At 37.3% G+C, this 15,616-nt stretch carries 18 protein-coding genes and 1 pseudogene; all 19 read right to left on the bottom strand.

The genetic code is table 11. The features are described from left to right. Positions 1–50: 50 nt before the first annotated feature. Positions 51–1,142, bottom strand: a complete 1,092-nt coding sequence (gene murG, locus GN105_RS10265) for an undecaprenyldiphospho-muramoylpentapeptide beta-N-acetylglucosaminyltransferase (protein WP_155285312.1) — start codon at positions 1,140–1,142, stop codon at positions 51–53. After that, positions 1,142–2,380: an FtsW/RodA/SpoVE family cell cycle protein gene (locus GN105_RS10260; RefSeq protein ID WP_155285311.1), complete on the bottom strand. Its 1,239-nt coding sequence runs from the start codon at positions 2,378–2,380 to the stop codon at positions 1,142–1,144. The genes murG and GN105_RS10260 overlap by 1 nt, the downstream gene beginning before the upstream one ends. A gap of 3 nt (positions 2,381–2,383) precedes the next feature. Beyond that, the gene (murD, locus tag GN105_RS10255) at positions 2,384–3,718 is read right to left on the bottom strand and encodes a UDP-N-acetylmuramoyl-L-alanine--D-glutamate ligase (RefSeq protein ID WP_155285310.1); all 1,335 of its coding nucleotides are present in this window, start codon (positions 3,716–3,718) and stop codon (positions 2,384–2,386) included. A 129-nt stretch (positions 3,719–3,847) separates the two neighbouring features. Next, entirely contained in the window at positions 3,848–4,438 is a 591-nt protein-coding gene (locus tag GN105_RS10250; RefSeq protein ID WP_155285309.1) for an STM2901 family protein, read from the bottom strand. A 38-nt stretch (positions 4,439–4,476) separates the two neighbouring features. Then, positions 4,477–4,836, bottom strand: a complete 360-nt coding sequence (locus tag GN105_RS10245; RefSeq protein ID WP_155285308.1) for a DUF1493 family protein — start codon at positions 4,834–4,836, stop codon at positions 4,477–4,479. Between the two features lie 66 nt (positions 4,837–4,902). Then, on the bottom strand, positions 4,903–5,385 hold the full coding sequence (locus GN105_RS10240) for a HEAT repeat domain-containing protein (protein ID WP_155285307.1): 483 nt from the start codon (positions 5,383–5,385) through the stop codon (positions 4,903–4,905). Positions 5,386–5,670: 285 nt separating this feature from the next. Next, entirely contained in the window at positions 5,671–6,387 is a 717-nt protein-coding gene (locus GN105_RS10235) for a hypothetical protein (protein ID WP_227977373.1), read from the bottom strand. Between the two features lie 63 nt (positions 6,388–6,450). Next, entirely contained in the window at positions 6,451–7,665 is a 1,215-nt protein-coding gene (mraY, locus tag GN105_RS10230; RefSeq protein ID WP_155285306.1) for a phospho-N-acetylmuramoyl-pentapeptide-transferase, read from the bottom strand. Positions 7,666–7,855: 190 nt separating this feature from the next. Beyond that, complete coding sequence (locus GN105_RS10225; RefSeq protein WP_155285305.1) at positions 7,856–8,425, bottom strand: transposase; 570 nt, start codon at positions 8,423–8,425, stop codon at positions 7,856–7,858. A gap of 162 nt (positions 8,426–8,587) precedes the next feature. After that, a complete protein-coding gene (locus tag GN105_RS10220) occupies positions 8,588–9,103 on the bottom strand; it encodes a hypothetical protein (RefSeq protein ID WP_155285304.1) in 516 nt (171 codons plus the stop codon). A gap of 72 nt (positions 9,104–9,175) precedes the next feature. After that, the gene (locus GN105_RS10215) at positions 9,176–9,712 is read right to left on the bottom strand and encodes a GNAT family N-acetyltransferase (protein ID WP_155285303.1); all 537 of its coding nucleotides are present in this window, start codon (positions 9,710–9,712) and stop codon (positions 9,176–9,178) included. Between the two features lie 21 nt (positions 9,713–9,733). Further along, the gene (locus tag GN105_RS10210) at positions 9,734–10,456 is read right to left on the bottom strand and encodes a CPBP family intramembrane glutamic endopeptidase (protein ID WP_155285302.1); all 723 of its coding nucleotides are present in this window, start codon (positions 10,454–10,456) and stop codon (positions 9,734–9,736) included. 133 nt (positions 10,457–10,589) lie between these two features. Beyond that, the gene (locus tag GN105_RS10205) at positions 10,590–12,041 is read right to left on the bottom strand and encodes a UDP-N-acetylmuramoyl-L-alanyl-D-glutamate--2,6-diaminopimelate ligase (RefSeq protein ID WP_155285301.1); all 1,452 of its coding nucleotides are present in this window, start codon (positions 12,039–12,041) and stop codon (positions 10,590–10,592) included. Positions 12,042–12,063: 22 nt separating this feature from the next. Next, positions 12,064–12,555: a putative immunity protein gene (locus GN105_RS10200; protein ID WP_155285300.1), complete on the bottom strand. Its 492-nt coding sequence runs from the start codon at positions 12,553–12,555 to the stop codon at positions 12,064–12,066. Positions 12,556–12,609: 54 nt separating this feature from the next. Then, positions 12,610–13,155, bottom strand: coding sequence for a DUF1697 domain-containing protein (locus tag GN105_RS10195; protein WP_155285299.1), 546 nt, complete (start codon positions 13,153–13,155; stop codon positions 12,610–12,612). A 55-nt stretch (positions 13,156–13,210) separates the two neighbouring features. Further along, positions 13,211–14,026, bottom strand: coding sequence for a DNA alkylation repair protein (locus GN105_RS10190; RefSeq protein ID WP_155285298.1), 816 nt, complete (start codon positions 14,024–14,026; stop codon positions 13,211–13,213). A gap of 106 nt (positions 14,027–14,132) precedes the next feature. After that, on the bottom strand, positions 14,133–14,579 hold the full coding sequence (locus tag GN105_RS10185; RefSeq protein WP_155285297.1) for a GyrI-like domain-containing protein: 447 nt from the start codon (positions 14,577–14,579) through the stop codon (positions 14,133–14,135). A gap of 33 nt (positions 14,580–14,612) precedes the next feature. After that, the gene (locus GN105_RS10180; RefSeq protein ID WP_002664567.1) at positions 14,613–15,404 is read right to left on the bottom strand and encodes a cation efflux transmembrane domain-containing protein; all 792 of its coding nucleotides are present in this window, start codon (positions 15,402–15,404) and stop codon (positions 14,613–14,615) included. 33 nt (positions 15,405–15,437) lie between these two features. Then, positions 15,438–15,584: pseudogene (locus tag GN105_RS13010) on the bottom strand (YdeI/OmpD-associated family protein); the annotation flags it as partial. Positions 15,585–15,616 lie beyond the last annotated feature (32 nt).

Below are 15,616 nucleotides of genomic sequence, written 5' to 3'. Positions count from 1 at the left end.
TTTATTTTTTTAATCTTTTTGATTCTTCATTTTTTCAATCTTTGAATCATTTAATTATTTAATAACTCAAAAATAATATCTACAATGTCCTTAGTTGCGTTGGGTTGTGCTAATTTTTTGATGTTTTCAGAGAGATTTTTTTGCCAAACCTCGTCCGAAATCAGTTGTGAAAATATTTTTTCAAACTCACTATCCAACTCGCTTTCACGAATTAAAATGCAACCTTGTTTTTTTGCCACCGCTTGTGCGTTTTTGGTCTGATGGTCTTCCGCTACATTGGGTGATGGAATGAAAATCACGGGCTTGCCCACGATGCAAAGCTCACTTACGGAACTTGCTCCCGCTCGGGAAATAATCACATCGGCTGTGGCGTATGCAAAATCCATTCGGTCAATGAATTGCAGGACTTTAATGTTCTCGGAATCGTATTTTTTATATTCTTCAAAGTATAATTTTCCGCATTGCCAAAGTACCTGAACATTAAGTTTTTCAAAGAGCGACAAATGGCTTTCGATGAGCTGATTGACACGTCTTGCTCCTAAACTTCCGCCCAAAACCAAAAGCGTTTTTTTATTTGGATTGAGCGAGAAAAATAGCTGAGCTTCCTTCCTTTTTTCGGAAATGTTGAGCAAATCTGCCCGAACAGGATTTCCCGTTTTTACGATTTTGTCTTTCGGGAAGAATTTTTCCATATCGTCGTACGCTACGCATATTTTTTCCGCTTTTTGGCATACCCATTTGTTGGTTACGCCTGCGTACGAATTCTGTTCCTGAATTACGGTAGCGATTCCCAACCACTCAGCAGCTTTAAGCGTTGGAGCAGAGGCATATCCGCCCGTGCCGATAACCACATCAGGGCAAAACTTTTTGATGATGCTGCGAGCTTTCCATAAGCTGCTGATGAGCTTGAAAGGGAACATCAAATTATCGAACGTTAGCTTGCGTTGCAATCCTGAAATCCACAATCCTTCGATGGGGAAGCCTGCCTGAGGTACTTTTTGCATTTCCATTCGGTCTTTTGCTCCCACAAACAGAATTTCAGCCTCGGGTAACCGACGCTTTATCTCATTTGCGATGGCAATGGCAGGATAAATATGCCCGCCGGTGCCGCCCCCTGATATGATGAATTTGTGTGGTTTCATTATTTCTTCCTTTTGTTAATTCCTTCCATAATTTCCTCAGCAAGTTCTTCTTCTACGTCGGCTAAGTTTTTATCTTTTTCCATAGCCTGTTGCTTGCTACTGCGTTTGCTTGTACTTACTGACAGAATTAGCCCCAATGCCAAGCACGTCATCCAAATAGATGTCCCGCCACTGCTGATAAGCGGAAGATTTTGCCCCGTTACCGGAAATAATTCCACCGCAACGCCCATATTTATAAGAGCTTGTAAGATGATTGGAAAGCCAACTCCCAACACTAATAATTGCCCGAATATCGTTCTTGCATTTTGCGAAATGATGACAATTCGTAAAAGTAAAAGTACGTAAAGAGCCATTATAACTAATGCTCCGAACGAGCCATATTCTTCCGTAATGATGGCATAAATAAAGTCAGAAGAACTTTGAGGCAGAAAGTTTTTCATTGTACTCTTTCCGGCTCCTTCGCCCATCAATCCGCCTTTAGCAATAGCCATTTTAGCACGTTCAATTTGGTAGCCTTCTTTCTCGTCTTCTCCGGCTGTAAAGGATTCAATACGGCTTACCCAAGTACTTACCCGTGTATTTTTAAAATTATCAGGAAATGCCTTTACCGTAAGTACGAAAATCGCCATAAGCACAATACCAATACATAAAGCAGTAAATATATTCTTCAAAGGATGCCGACCGATAAAGGTTAAAATCCCAACCGAACCTGCCCCCAGTACTGCCGTAGAAAGGTTCGAAGGCACGATAAGCCCGATGATAACCGCTATGGGCAACCACAAAGGAAGGAAAGATTCGGAAAATGTAGGTTTTTTGCCATAATTTTCAGCCAAGTACGAGGCTACATACGTCATTAACATCACCAAAGCGAAGGTAGAAGGCTGAAACGAAATACCCACGATAGGTACTTGAATCCATCGGCTGGCATTGGCTCCATCAATGGTGGTTCCTTTCAAAGCTGCAAAAACCAATAGCAATGCCGAAAGGAATAACCCTAATTTTGAAACCGGACGTGAGAAACGATACGGAATCTTATGAATGATGTAAATGATGACAAAGCCAATAAAGACGATGAGTCCGTGCCTTAAAAAATGCCCGAGCGTAGTACCCTTACCGATAACATAAACCAAATTTGTGCTGGCACTATATACAGCCAAAAATGAGAATAATGTAAATATCAGTATGATAGCCCAAGTAACCTTATCGCCTTTTATATTTCGTGCTAACCAACCTCGCATTGCTTATAACTTTTCTACTTCCTTTCTGAACTGATTTCCGCGGTCCTCGTAGTTCTGAAACAGGTCAAAACTTGCACAGGCGGGGGCAAGTAGCACCGTATCTCCGCTATTTGCGAAACGTTTTGCAAAAGCTACGGCATCAGCCATACTTTGTGTCTCTACTATTTGTTCTACAATGTTTCCGAAAGAGTTTAATATCACTCTGTTATCTTTTCCTAAGCAAATAATTGCCTTTACTTTCTCGTGTACGTAGGGCAGTAGGGGAGAATAATCGTTGCCTTTGTCCACCCCGCCAACAATCCAAACTATGGGAGTTTTCATCGTGTCCAAAGCGAAAAATACAGAGTTTACGTTGGTAGCTTTCGAGTCGTTTATGTAGGTAATTCCTTCCACCGTTTTAACAAATTCCAAACGATGCGGCTCTCCCACGAAACCTTTCAGGCTTTCGCGAATCGATTCCTTGCGTACTTTCAAAAGTCGTGAAGCCACCGAAGCTGCCATTGAGTTTTTTACGTTATGTTTTCCCTTTAAACTCATTTCATTTACTTCAATTTCAAATGTTTGGTTGTCAATATTCATCTGTATTTTGTCTTTTAAACTATATATTCCTTTAATAATTTCTTTTTCTGTTGAAAATGGGATTTTTTGTGATTTTATATCGTGGTTTTCAATCCATTGGCTGATTATCGGATCATCAATGTTGTATATGAAATAATCATTTTCGGTCTGATTTTCAATGATTCTGAATTTTGATGCGATGTAATTCTCCATTTTATAGTCATACCTGTCCAGATGGTCAGGAGTGATGTTCAGTAAAATGGCAATGTGCGGCTTAAAACTCGTAATTCCGTCCAGTTGAAAACTGCTGATTTCCAAAACGTAGTATTCTTTGTCATTTTCAGTAACCATTTGAGCAAAACTCTTCCCGATGTTGCCCGCTACACCCACATTAAGCCCTCCTTCTTTCAAAATATGATACAGCAGACTGGTCGTGGTGGTTTTTCCGTTGCTTCCCGTTATGGCAATAATCTTTCCTTTGGTATATCGGTAGGCAAATTCAATTTCGGAAATGACCTCGATGCCTTTTTCTTTGGCTTTTTTGATGATTTCCACTTTGTCTGGAATTCCCGGACTTTTTATGATGCTATCGGCGGAGAGAATTTCGCTTTCGGTGTGCTTATTTTCTTCCCAACGAATGTTATGTTGATTGAGTACGTTGGCATATCTGTCAGCTACTTTGCTTTTGTCCGACAGAAACACGTCCCAGCCTTCTTTTTTTCCAAGAATGGCTGCTCCAACACCGCTTTCGCCTCCTCCTAAAATGACTAATTTCTTCATTTTTTGTTGTTTTTTTATAGTTTATCCCGCAAATCGCAGATGTTTTTACGGAAATTTATATTTATTATAGTCTCGTTCAGCTCAATAAGATTTGAATTTTCAAGATTTTTTAATTATTTGTTCATATTTCTACCAAAGGCTTGAAGCTCCACCGCCACCACCGATACCTCCGCCGAAGATGGAGTTTCTGTTGTTGTCTTTATTGGCTTGGTATATTTCTATTAAAATATCTACGGCATTGATAACCAATAAAACTACGCCAATATTAGGAATTAAGCGTCCGATGGCTCTTCCCACATTTTTAGTTCCAACTAACCTGAATTGAGCGTTAATTGAATATATTCGGAATGAAGATTTTGTTTTAATAATATTTGACAAAAAACTTGAAGCAATGGATGTGCTATCCACAGTTCCCTTCATAACTACTTTTTTTCGTATGATAGGTTGCCCGATGGCAATCATTCCTGCTGCAATGGAACTTTTTGTTATATGTTCTTTGTAATTTATTCTTTCATAATAAGGTGTTTTGTTCTCCAATTTCCCGATTTGGCAATGATATGAAGCGTGGTTACTATTCAAATAGAATAAATTTGATTTTAGTTCATCATACAGTAGTTTTTCAGGAGTAACAAATGTTAATCCTTGCTGTATTTTCTTTTGAGCATTTTTTCTTGACTTTTCAATTAAGTTTAAAAAATCAAAATCTGATAATTCGTTCATTTTATTTTATGTTTTCATTTTTTAATTCTATTGATTACTTACTCCAAAACTCCTGTTTTTATAGCTCTATCGAGTTCAGCAAAACTTAAATCTTTTCGTTCATCTTCTTTTGGGGATTCAAATAACGAAATGTTTATTAATTTTTGAATAAAAGTAAAGGGTAACAATAATCTTTCTATCAAACTTCCTTCAAATTCCAAATAAAAACGCTCTTTGAAATTAAAATTGTCTCCAAGTTTTACATTGAAAGTCTTTGTAAAGTCCAATAGAAAGTCTTCTACGTCTTCTCCCACCATTTTGAAATCTTTATAAAGCTTCATTTCGGGAGTAAAAATCATTTTCTGAGCATCGTAAGGAAATTGTTCCTTTAAAAACTCTTGTAATTCGTTACTTAACATAATCTTTACAATGTTTTCTTGTGTAGGGATATAGAATTTTTGTTGTTTTTTTATAGTTTTAGAAATCTACATCTCATCTAAAATTTGTTGGACGTAAGGTTTCATATATTTGTCAGTAAGTAAAGATGTTAATATCTCTTTTTTAGCTTCATTAGGCATTTTTTCAATGGCAGATAAAGCATTATGTCTGCAATTTTCATCTTCATTGCTATCACTTACAATAGTTTTTGCCAGTTTAATCAATGTTGGATATTCAATAAAGTTCCGTAAGGCCATTATGGCATAGTTTCTTACCAAATAATCTTCTTCATTTGTGATGATATACTCTAAACTTTGAGCAATTTTTGGCTTTTTATCGTTTGGGATGTCATAAATTGCAATAATTTTCAATGCTTCGATGCGTGCTAAATCATATTCTGCTTCATTGGCGATAATTATGTTGAAAAGATCCCATTTTTCATCGGTTTCTTCAAATTCAACTTCTCTGATAAAATCATATTTTTGGTCATCATCAAGTTGATTTAGTTTTTCGATAAATATATTTTTCATAATGTTGTGTTTTTTCCTGTTTAGGAATAAATTATTATTTATCCTTTTTATTTTAGATTAAAAATGTTTCTTCTATACAATGTTAAATTTGTTATAAAATTGCTTTATTTTGTTCCGAACGCACTTCATATTGTATTGTACCTGCTTTATTTTGTGTTGTACGGACTTCATTTTGTTATGTACGAGCTTTATATTGTTATGTACCGCCTTTATTTTGTGTTGTACGGACTTCATTTTGTGTCATACAAGCTCAATTTTGTGCTATACTGACATATTTTTGTCAATTTAATCCATTCTGAAGAGCTTTTTTAGCTTCAAAATGAGAAAAACCAGACCTATTGTTGCGTATAATAAGACAATTATTAGTAAATCGTACAATAAACTAAAAGGTAACAGCATGATGGCTTTTGTATAAGCTCCTATTTTTGGAAGTTTGGATTTTTGTTTTATTGTAAATTCAATCTTTTGCTTCAGCGGAAACTCATTTTTTAGTTTTTCTTTCAATTTTTGCTTCGGTACGAACACTCCAGCAATGTGAATCGACTTATAGATGAAATTTCCCGTGTCTTCTTCGCAAGAAACATTACCTTTTTTGCAAAATCCGATGTTTTTAGTCTCTTGTACGCTCTTTTCAGAGAGTTTTTCAGGATTTATTCCCAAAAGAATTAATATACTGAGCATATTTTCCTGCTTGATACTCTCCGCATAATACTTTGCAAAGCCATAATACAACTCTTTTTTCCAATCGGAAGAGAAAATGTATTGCAATTCCTGCTGTTGTTCGGGTTTTGTCTTGTTAAATTTGTAAAAACACTTCTCTCCGATGATGATAAAATCATTTTTTTGGGAAAAACCGGCAGAAAGTATATTATCTTTATGCTTTCTGTCGATATTATTTTCCTTTTTTCGAGCTTCGGAAAACAGTTTTTCAGTCAGAGATTTGTATTTTAACAGATTTATCATTTCATTTTTGTTGTTTTCTCTTGTAAGGACATATTGCATACGCCCTTACATTGTGTTTTTCCTGTGTAGGGGTATATTGCAATACGCCTTTACGTTCGTTTTCTATCGAATTTTCAACGTTACAAACGACATAATTGCCAGAATGATGCCTATGATCAAAAATCGCATCACGATTTTGCTTTCGTGATAGCCTTTCTTCTGATAATGATGGTGTAGGGGCGACATTAAAAAGATGCGTTTGCCTTCGCCATACTTCTTTTTGGTATATTTAAAGTACGAAACCTGCATCATCACAGAAAGGTTTTCCGCCAGAAAGATGCCGCACAGCAAGGGAATGAGTAGTTCCTTCCGTACCGAGATGGCAATCACGGCAATTACTCCACCGATGGTCAAACTGCCCGTATCGCCCATAAAAACCTGAGCCGGATACGTATTATACCATAAAAATCCGATAAGTGCACCAGCAAGGGCGGCAATAAAAATGGTCATTTCGCCCACGCGGGGGATGTACATAATATTTAAGTACTGCGAGAAGATGATATTTCCCGAAACCCAAGCAAAAATCCCGAGTGTAAGCACTATAATTGCCGAACTGCCCGCCGCCAGCCCGTCAATGCCGTCCGTTAAGTTGGCTCCGTTGGAAACTGCCGTAACGATGAGAATCACAACGGGGATAAAGATGAGCCATACCCATTCTTTACTGTTTTCGCCTGCCCACGAGATGAGTTCGGCGTAATCGAATTCGTTATTTTTCAGAAACGGAATGGTCGTTTTAGTAGATTTGACTTCTTCCGATTGCATTTGTATTTCCGAAACGGTAGAGGCTTTGATGTTTTCGTTCTTCACGGTTACATTCGGATTGAAATAAAGCATCGCCCCGACGAACAATCCCAATCCTACTTGCCCCAAGACTTTAAATCTTCCTTTAAGTCCGTCTTTATTCTTCCGAAATACTTTAATATAATCGTCTAAAAACCCGATAGTTCCCATCCACAAGGTAGAAACCACCAATAGTATGATATAAACGTTGCTTAGTTCGGCAAATAAGAGTACGGGTATGAGCGTTGCCAAGATGATGATGACTCCGCCCATTGTTGGTGTTCCTGCTTTTTCGTTTTGTCCCTGTAATCCTAAGTCGCGGATGGTTTCGCCCACTTGCAAAGCGTATAGTTTGCGGATAATCTTTTTCCCGAAAATGGTAGCAATGAGCAGCGAAAGAATCGCCGCCACTCCCGCTCGGAATGATAAATACTGAAACAATCCGGCACCCGCTAAATTGTGTTCTTTTTCTAAATAATCAAATAAATAATATAGCATTTTTAAATTGTTTTTTTGTTGTTGTAGGACGTATTGTGTAGCCCTTACGTTTGCGTTTCGTTGTAGGGGCTTATTGCATAAGCCCTTTTGTTTGGGTGTATTGTAGGGGCAAAATATTTTTTGCCCTTACGATTTTTATTTGGTTATTTTATGAGGGCGAAAAATGTTTCGCCCCTACCCAACACACATATTATGAATAAAATCGGTCTTCCTCCCATTTGGCGGGATTGTTTTCGATGTATTCGTGAATTTTGAAATACGATTCTTCATTTCGGATAATGTGTTCGTGGTAATTGTGTTGCCAGATTTGATGAATATCCGTATTGACACGAACCCATTTGGTTACACCAATTTTAAAACCACGCACAATCGAACCAATCGTGTTTGACGTCCCCCGTAGGGGCGAAAGATATTTCGCCCCATTATCATCGGGCAAATGTTGATTTGTCGTTTCATTATGGGGCAAATGTTGATTTGCCCCTACACGTGTTACGATTTCTATAATTCCGTGTATATGATTGGGCATCACCACAAATGAATGCAACAAAACATTTTTAAAATGATTAGGAATGTCTCTCCAACATTTTTGGGCAATTTCTCCTATTTCGTTCAATCGCATTTCTCCGTCTATAATTTCCCCAAAATAATGTTCTTTGTTTTGGCAACAAATCGTAATGAAATACAATCCTTCACGACTGTAATCATATCCTTTTAGACGAATTGAACGCCTTTTGTGTATGTCGGGATTGTATTTTTTCATTGTTGATTTGTTTTTTGTTGTCGTAGGGGCGTATTGCATATGCCCTTTTTTATTTCATTATTATTGGGCGTATGCAATACGCCCCTACGTTCGTAAATGGTAATTTTGTTCCTACGGTTGCGGTGCGTTTTGCAAACCTCATAGAAGCATATTTTGTGAAATTTATTCCACTTCTTGATAGCGTACTTTGGTGTAAAATTCTCCTTCTGTAATGGTTAGTCCTGTTTCTAACCTCCCTGCAAAGGTTCCTTTTACCGTATTTTTGTCCACTTGGGTAATCGTAACCACAAAATTATTGGGGTCGTCAAAATGATTCCCATTATTGAAAAATGTAATATCCAAACGATACTGATTTTGAGTAGGGGTATAACTTCCAACACCTAAATCAAAATTAGAAGTCTCGGGAACATACAAATCCAAAGTCATTGACTCGGAATCAATAGAGGCTTCTTTTCTGCCACCGACATTCAACATAAAGTGATTCCCACGAATTTTGTGGTATTTATAGGTTGTGAGCAGTGCGGTTTTGTATTCCTTTTGCTGACCATCAACCTTAAAACGCATATAAAAATCGCCTGTGTTCCCGCCGTCAGAACCGCCATCTCCTGAACAAGCCGTTAGCAAAAATACCATCATAACAAAAACATATACGCCTGATAATAAATTCTTTATTTTCATTATTTTACAAAATTTTATAGATTAAACAAATATCCGAAAAATTGTCTTTGGATAATTTTTGTCCCTACGATTTTAAAATTCCTCTTTCAGTTTGCTGTACACTTCCAAATCTCGAAATACATTTTCAGAAACGCGTTCGCCTTGCCGTTCGATGCCTTCAAAAACGAAGTTCAATCGCTTCGGAATGCTTTTACTTGCAATGTTTTCAGTGGCACAACGGATTTGTACGCGGTTCATTCCCATTTCGGTAAAGGCAAATTCACACATTCGTTTAGTGGCTTTCGTTACGATGCCCTGTTTTTGGTATGTTTCTGAAATCCAATAACCGATTTCAGTTTTCTGATTGAGTTTGTCCGTTTTGATAAAACTGATAAGCCCAACAAAATTGCCCTCTTTTCGAATGCAAAACACATATTCTTTGGTCTGTTCCATCGTTTCCAAAGCTGATTTTAGGAAATTTTCCTCATCAGTAACCTCCTTAATATACTGAACAAAAGGCAACCACTCGCCTAAATATTCTCTTTGCGTATTGATGGTGTTGAAAATTGTTTCAGCATCAGATAATTTCACCAATTCGAGATATATTTTTTCGTCTGTGATTAGTTTCATATTTTATTTCTAATGAACGGGTTATTTAATCATTGTGGCTAATGTTCCCAAAAAATTACTGAAATTATGGGACAAAATCGCTAACAATATACTTCGACTTTTTAGGGTTATCCATCCCCAAAGGTATCCCGCAAAAGCGGTTTGTATGAAATAAATGAAATCGAAATCCACTGCATAGTTTTTATCAAGTGTCAAACCGTGCATAAATCCGAATAGAATTGCCGTTAATAAAACGCTCGGATTTCCTACAAAAGCTGTTTTTTCTTTCAATGAGGAAGCCAAAAGTCCAAGTAATATTCCGCGAAATATTATCTCCTCATCAACGCCCGGTAAGGATATTTGAAAAGCCAATGTTTCCACATCAAACTCGGATTTACCCAATAAAAACCAAACTACAGTTGATAATAATACCACTCCCACCGCTACAATGAGACTTGGTTTAAAATTTTCTTTATTTTGTCTTATTGTGAAAAAATCATTTTCTCTAAAATACCTTCTGAAAAACAAATAACAACCTATTCCACAAATCACACCCAATGCTTTTCCTTCCCAATTCCAACGGCTTTCTACTATGTCAAATTCTAAGATTTTTGGAAGCACGATAAAAAGCTGATACACCATATAGCAACCTACAAAAATCAATAATCGTATGAAGCTGATTTTGCTTTTTTCTTTCAGAAATAAAATTGCAAAAGGAAGCAACAGAGCGACCTGCAAAAAAGATTCAGCTAAAATTTTTATCATTTTTGATTTGTTATTGTTGTCGTTGTTTATTGCATTGTAGGGGCGTATTCAATACGCCCTTATTATCATTTTTATCAAAATTATTTGTTTGGGCATATACAATGTTACATCATTGGGCGTATTCAATACGCCCCTACACGTTTAATATTTTTTTCACTTCCTCCATATCATCGAAATGGGTGCGTTCGCCTTTTACTTCTTGATAGGCTTCGTGTCCTTTTCCTGCAATGAGAATAATATCTCCTGATTGGGCAAACTGACAAGCGGTTTTTATTGCCTGACGGCGATCGGTTATGGTTACGAATTTCTTGTAATTTTCTGCCGATACGCCTGCTTCCATTTCGCCCAAAATGATTTGTGGGTCTTCGTCTCGCGGATTGTCTGATGTGAAAATCACTCGGGTACTTTCCTTGGTCGAAATATCTGCCATTATAGGGCGTTTGCTCTTGTCGCGATTGCCTCCGCAACCCACTACTGTGATGAGTTGTTCGTTTTTAGTGCGTATGTTGTTGATGGTATCCAACACATTCTGCAAGGCGTCGGGTGTGTGGGCATAGTCCACAATTGCGGTGATTTTGTCTTTCGAAACAAAATACTGAAACCGTCCGCCTACCGATTGCAACGTACTCAAAGCCGTTAGGTTTTCTATTTTATCGATTCCAAGCAAATCTGCAACAGCATAAACCGCCAACAGATTATAAGCATTGAACCGCCCGATGAGGTTTGTCCAAACTTCTTGTCCGTCTATTTTCAGCACCAAACCTGAAAATTGATTTTCCAAAATTTGCAAACGATAATCCGCCATTGTTTTCAGAGCGTACGATTTCTTTTGAGCTTTGGTATTTTGCAACATCACTCCACCATTCTTGTCGTCGATATTGGTAAGAGCAAAAGCCGTTTTTGGCAATTGGTCGAAAAACTTCTTTTTGGCATCGCGGTAGTTGGCAAAGGTTTGGTGATAGTCCAAATGGTCGTGCGTCAAATTCGTAAACACGCCCCCCGCAAACTGCAAACCTTCGATGCGTCGTTGCTCCACGCCGTGCGAACTCACTTCCATAAAGCAGTATTCACAACCTGCATCGACCATCATTTTCAAATATTTATTGATTGTGAGAATGTCAGGTGTGGTGTTTTTGGTGTCGTACTTTTGCTCATCTACATAAATAGCGATGGTAGAAATAAGCCCTACTTTGTAGCCTACTTTTCTAAACAATTGATACAGTAAACTCGTAGTGGTGGTTTTTCCGTTCGTGCCTGTTATTCCCACCAATTTCAATTTTTCCGACGGATTTTCGTAGAAATTACTCGCCATTGTTGCCAAAGCGGAAGTGGTATCCTTTATTTTTATATAAATGATTTCCGAAGTGATTTCTTGCGGAATTTCCTCACAAACGACGACTTTCGCTCCCATTTCGATGGCTTTGTTTATAAACTGATGCCCGTTTGATGCTGTACCCTTTACAGCAACGAATACATCGCCTTGCTTAATTAACCGCGAGTCTTGCACCAAATCGCCTACTTCGGTATTGATTTCTCCAAAAAAGGAGATGATTTCTATGTTTTGTAATATATCTTTTAGGTTCATAGTTTTTGTGTAATAAAAAAATTTAACTTTGGAAAGCGTCGTCGTTATTAAAACAAGATGCTTTCAATAAAGCAATGTGTTTTTCTCTTTCTGTTCTAACGGCTTCCATATCGTTAGGAAGCATTTTGTTAACAAGGGTTATTGCGAAATCTGTTGCCCATAATCCGTGAAATTTAGTGTGCGGACTTGCAGTAATTTGAGCCATCGTTCGGTAAAACTTTACTTTTGCTACATCATTTTCTTCTTTTGCTAATCTGCTGATTTGAAAGCTTATGTTTCTTGCTTTATGATAATTGGTTTTCCCATCAAGCCATTCTTTCATCGCCTCAAAAGCCAACAGCATTTCATCACAAGGCTCAAACTTTGTAAAGTCTATGAGATGTTGTGCTAATGACAAACAGAATAACACAATTTCCTGACGATTTTTGGTATCGAAAATCGTGATGAATTCATCGCGTAATGCAGAAATATCTTCTATTTTTCCGACAGGTTTTTGATATTTATAAAAATCCATTTTTTCATTTTTGTTATCATCGAAGCGGATATATCCGTCTCCTAATAGTACGAATTAATTTCCCATTTCCTCCGCCAACGCTACCAACTTTGTTAATGTATTCAAATTGCGTGTAGTAGCAATGATTTTTAGTTTCTTTTCTAAAAAATTGTTACTGAGTTTGCTACGACTGGCATCTTTGGGTAAATACATATACAATGCTTTTTCGCTAAAATCAAATTTTTCCTCGCCAAAATCCTGCTTTTTGAGTTCGTTTGCCATTGCTTGTGGTAGCTCATCGTTAAATAGGGTAAAGAAAACGCGTTTGCTGTCGTGATTTTCGGTAAACGGATTTTCGCTTAAAACTTGTGCAATTTCATCAGCGGTTTTTACAATCACGGGGAGTTCTGCTCCAATGTTTTCCTTGATGAGTTCGTGTACCTTCCTACTCACCTCCGCAGGGGAAAGCTCCGTTTGTAAGACCACATTTCCACTCTGAATATAAGTTTTTACATTCACAAAACCGCCTTTTCCCAAAATTTCTTTCAGAAAAGCCATACTCGGAATTTTGTTTTTCCCTGTGGGCATCACACCACGCAAAAGGACGATATAGGTGTTCATATTTTTGGTTTTTACGATGTTGGGGCGAAACATTTTTCGCCCTTACAATATTTTGCTACTTTAAAATGGTTCTTAAAGCTTTTTTGATGATGTACTCTGTTGATTTTGTAGGGCTTTCTTTTTCCCAACGCTTGCACAACTCCTGCACAAAGTCGGGGCGAGATTTACTCGCATCATTGAGCCAATTGCCTACGCTATCTTGCACATATTTAGCCGAATCCGATTTTAATTTCTCCAAAATAGGCAATGCTAATTCAGGTGAATTTTTCAAGGTCTCGATATGCGAACACCACACCCCACGCGGACGCAAGGCTTCCGAAGAAAAACGACGGATATTTTCATCTTTATTTTCTGCCCAAACCGATAAAAAATCAATTGAAAATGCCAAATTTTGGCTCAATTCAGGTCTGAGTGCCATCCAAACCACTTCACGCACCCCAAAATGCTTGTCTGCCACCAACGGCTGTAACAAGCCGAGCTTTTTTTCAAGCGAAAAATCGGTGTTCAGAGCCATAAAATAAGTGGCATAACAACGCACCGAATCAGATAAATGTGTGGCTAATTTTTCAAAAACGGCTAAATAATCCGTTGATTGAGCGTATTTTTCATAAAGAAATGCTCCAATCAACTTGATAGTATTCATCGTTGACGGCTTTTTTTGATTTTCTATGAGCTCTTGAATTTCAGAAATATACGCATTTGAAATCCCTATTTTGGGGAACACTGTAGCCACCAAATCCGTATGATTTACAGCAAGCCACTCGGTTAAATTAACGCTTTCTATTGTACCTTCGTTCAATAATTTTAGTACTTGTTCTGGAATGTTTTCAAGTTTGGTTGCCCCTTTGCGGTTTTGTATTTCGTGTGTCATATTATTTCCTTTTAAAAATTAAACGATGTATATACCCCATAGGAGAAGGCTCTTTTTAGTATAAAGCATCTAATGAGTGCGATGTAGGTGTCCATTTTTGAGTTGTTTATTTTACGCTGATAAAAATCTCCACTTCAGACTCACTGCCGTTTTGGGATTTTTCACCATACACTTCAAAATCGTACTGGTAGGCACGATTCAGCACTTCATCTTGTTCCCAAATGGTTTTCCAAGTCTGCATAACGGCATTGGGCATTTCTCCTTTGGCAATGAATTTCTGAAACTTTGTAGCAGGAAATTCTCGCCTAATCATTCCGTTTGGAATTTCGTCTAACGAACTGACTTTCTTGCCGATAATCGCGGTATAAGCCCCTTGATAATCACTTTCATAATCGGTGTAAATCGCAATAATTTCTTCTGAAATGGTATTGGGGATTTTTGCGATGGTGTCGCTCATAAATTGTCCCCAAAGTTTGCCCAAATCTGTTGCGGCTTGTCCGTTGGCATTGGTCGTGCGTACCACTATGCCGATGATTTTACATTCGTTTTTCATATGATTTCCTTTTTTAATTAAAGTTAATTTACATTATTTTGAGAGTTTTAAAATTTTTATTGCCCCTTGCCAAACAATGCAAAATACAATGGCTCCGATGATAAGGTCAGGAGATTTAGAATTAGTCAAATAAACCAATCCACTAGCAATAATCACCCCTATATTGATAATGACATCATTAGAAGTAAAAATCATACTGGCTTGCATATGAGCTTCTTGGCTTTTGTTCTTTTGCAATAAATACAAGCAAAGAGCGTTACCAATAAGTGCCAGCAACGAAACAAAAGCCATCGTTTGAAAATGAGGAATGGATTCACTGCCAATAAATCGCTTAATGACTTCTACAAGTCCGATAATGGCAAGAAATATTTGAAAATAACCTGCTATTTTTGCAATGCGTTTTTTATAAATGATACTCGTACCAACAGCTAATAAAGCAAGTCCATACACTAAGCTATCAGCAAGCATATCCAAACTATCGGCGATAAGCCCCATAGAACCAGATAAAAATCCTGTTGCCATTTCTAAAATAAAAAAGAAAAAATTGATATATAAAACACGCCAGAGCAATACTCTTTCATTGGTGTCATTTGTTTTTGAGTAATCATCTGCAGCACTGCTATCAATCAGAGAAGTGTCTAATTGTAGGCTTTTAAGGTGCTGAAAAATCTGCTGATAGTTACCACTATGAAAAACAATTAACAGTCTATTATCTATGCTAAATTCCATTGAATGAATATTTTGCAACTCTGCAAGCTTCATTTTTATCATTTGCACTTCGCAAGGGCAATCCATTTTTGATATTTTAAATGATGTCTTGTACATTTTTTCCTTGTTTATTTTATCAAGTAACATACTTATCATTTTCTCCAAACGCCTTTCTTTGGTTTCTTGCTTTTTGGCTTCGTTTATCCACTTGATGTATTCGTTTCGGTGCGAAAGGGGCATTTTTTGAAACACATTGTACGCCTCAGGGGTTTCTTTTAAGATGTTTTCTATATCCATATTACTAAACTGATTTTCCATATGAATTTTAT

The sequence above is a fragment of the Capnocytophaga felis genome (assembly GCF_009684755.1).
Taxonomy (GTDB): domain Bacteria; phylum Bacteroidota; class Bacteroidia; order Flavobacteriales; family Flavobacteriaceae; genus Capnocytophaga; species Capnocytophaga felis.
Note: the sequence above shows the minus strand (reverse complement) of the source record. Positions and strands in the feature narration are given on the sequence as shown.

Bases quoted from the DNA above. Each gene is read 5' to 3' on its own strand.
- GN105_RS10235 (WP_227977373.1), bottom strand. From the start codon at position 6,387: ATGCAATATGTCCTTACAAGAGAAAACAACAAAAATGAAATGATAAAT.
- GN105_RS10195 (WP_155285299.1), bottom strand. From the start codon at position 13,155: ATGAACACCTATATCGTCCTTTTGCGTGGTGTGATGCCCACAGGGAAA.
- murG (WP_155285312.1), bottom strand. From the start codon at position 1,142: ATGAAACCACACAAATTCATCATATCAGGGGGCGGCACCGGCGGGCAT.
- murD (WP_155285310.1), bottom strand. From the start codon at position 3,718: ATGAAGAAATTAGTCATTTTAGGAGGAGGCGAAAGCGGTGTTGGAGCA.
- GN105_RS10260 (WP_155285311.1), bottom strand. From the start codon at position 2,380: ATGCGAGGTTGGTTAGCACGAAATATAAAAGGCGATAAGGTTACTTGG.
- GN105_RS10240 (WP_155285307.1), bottom strand. From the start codon at position 5,385: ATGAAAAATATATTTATCGAAAAACTAAATCAACTTGATGATGACCAA.
- GN105_RS10250 (WP_155285309.1), bottom strand. From the start codon at position 4,438: ATGAACGAATTATCAGATTTTGATTTTTTAAACTTAATTGAAAAGTCA.
- GN105_RS10215 (WP_155285303.1), bottom strand. From the start codon at position 9,712: ATGAAACTAATCACAGACGAAAAAATATATCTCGAATTGGTGAAATTA.
- mraY (WP_155285306.1), bottom strand. From the start codon at position 7,665: ATGCTATATTATTTATTTGATTATTTAGAAAAAGAACACAATTTAGCG.
- GN105_RS10205 (WP_155285301.1), bottom strand. From the start codon at position 12,041: ATGAACCTAAAAGATATATTACAAAACATAGAAATCATCTCCTTTTTT.
- GN105_RS10245 (WP_155285308.1), bottom strand. From the start codon at position 4,836: ATGTTAAGTAACGAATTACAAGAGTTTTTAAAGGAACAATTTCCTTAC.
- GN105_RS10185 (WP_155285297.1), bottom strand. From the start codon at position 14,579: ATGAAAAACGAATGTAAAATCATCGGCATAGTGGTACGCACGACCAAT.
- GN105_RS10190 (WP_155285298.1), bottom strand. From the start codon at position 14,026: ATGACACACGAAATACAAAACCGCAAAGGGGCAACCAAACTTGAAAAC.
- GN105_RS10200 (WP_155285300.1), bottom strand. From the start codon at position 12,555: ATGGATTTTTATAAATATCAAAAACCTGTCGGAAAAATAGAAGATATT.
- GN105_RS10210 (WP_155285302.1), bottom strand. From the start codon at position 10,456: ATGATAAAAATTTTAGCTGAATCTTTTTTGCAGGTCGCTCTGTTGCTT.
- GN105_RS10220 (WP_155285304.1), bottom strand. From the start codon at position 9,103: ATGAAAATAAAGAATTTATTATCAGGCGTATATGTTTTTGTTATGATG.
- GN105_RS10225 (WP_155285305.1), bottom strand. From the start codon at position 8,425: ATGAAAAAATACAATCCCGACATACACAAAAGGCGTTCAATTCGTCTA.
- GN105_RS10180 (WP_002664567.1), bottom strand. From the start codon at position 15,404: ATGTACAAGACATCATTTAAAATATCAAAAATGGATTGCCCTTGCGAA.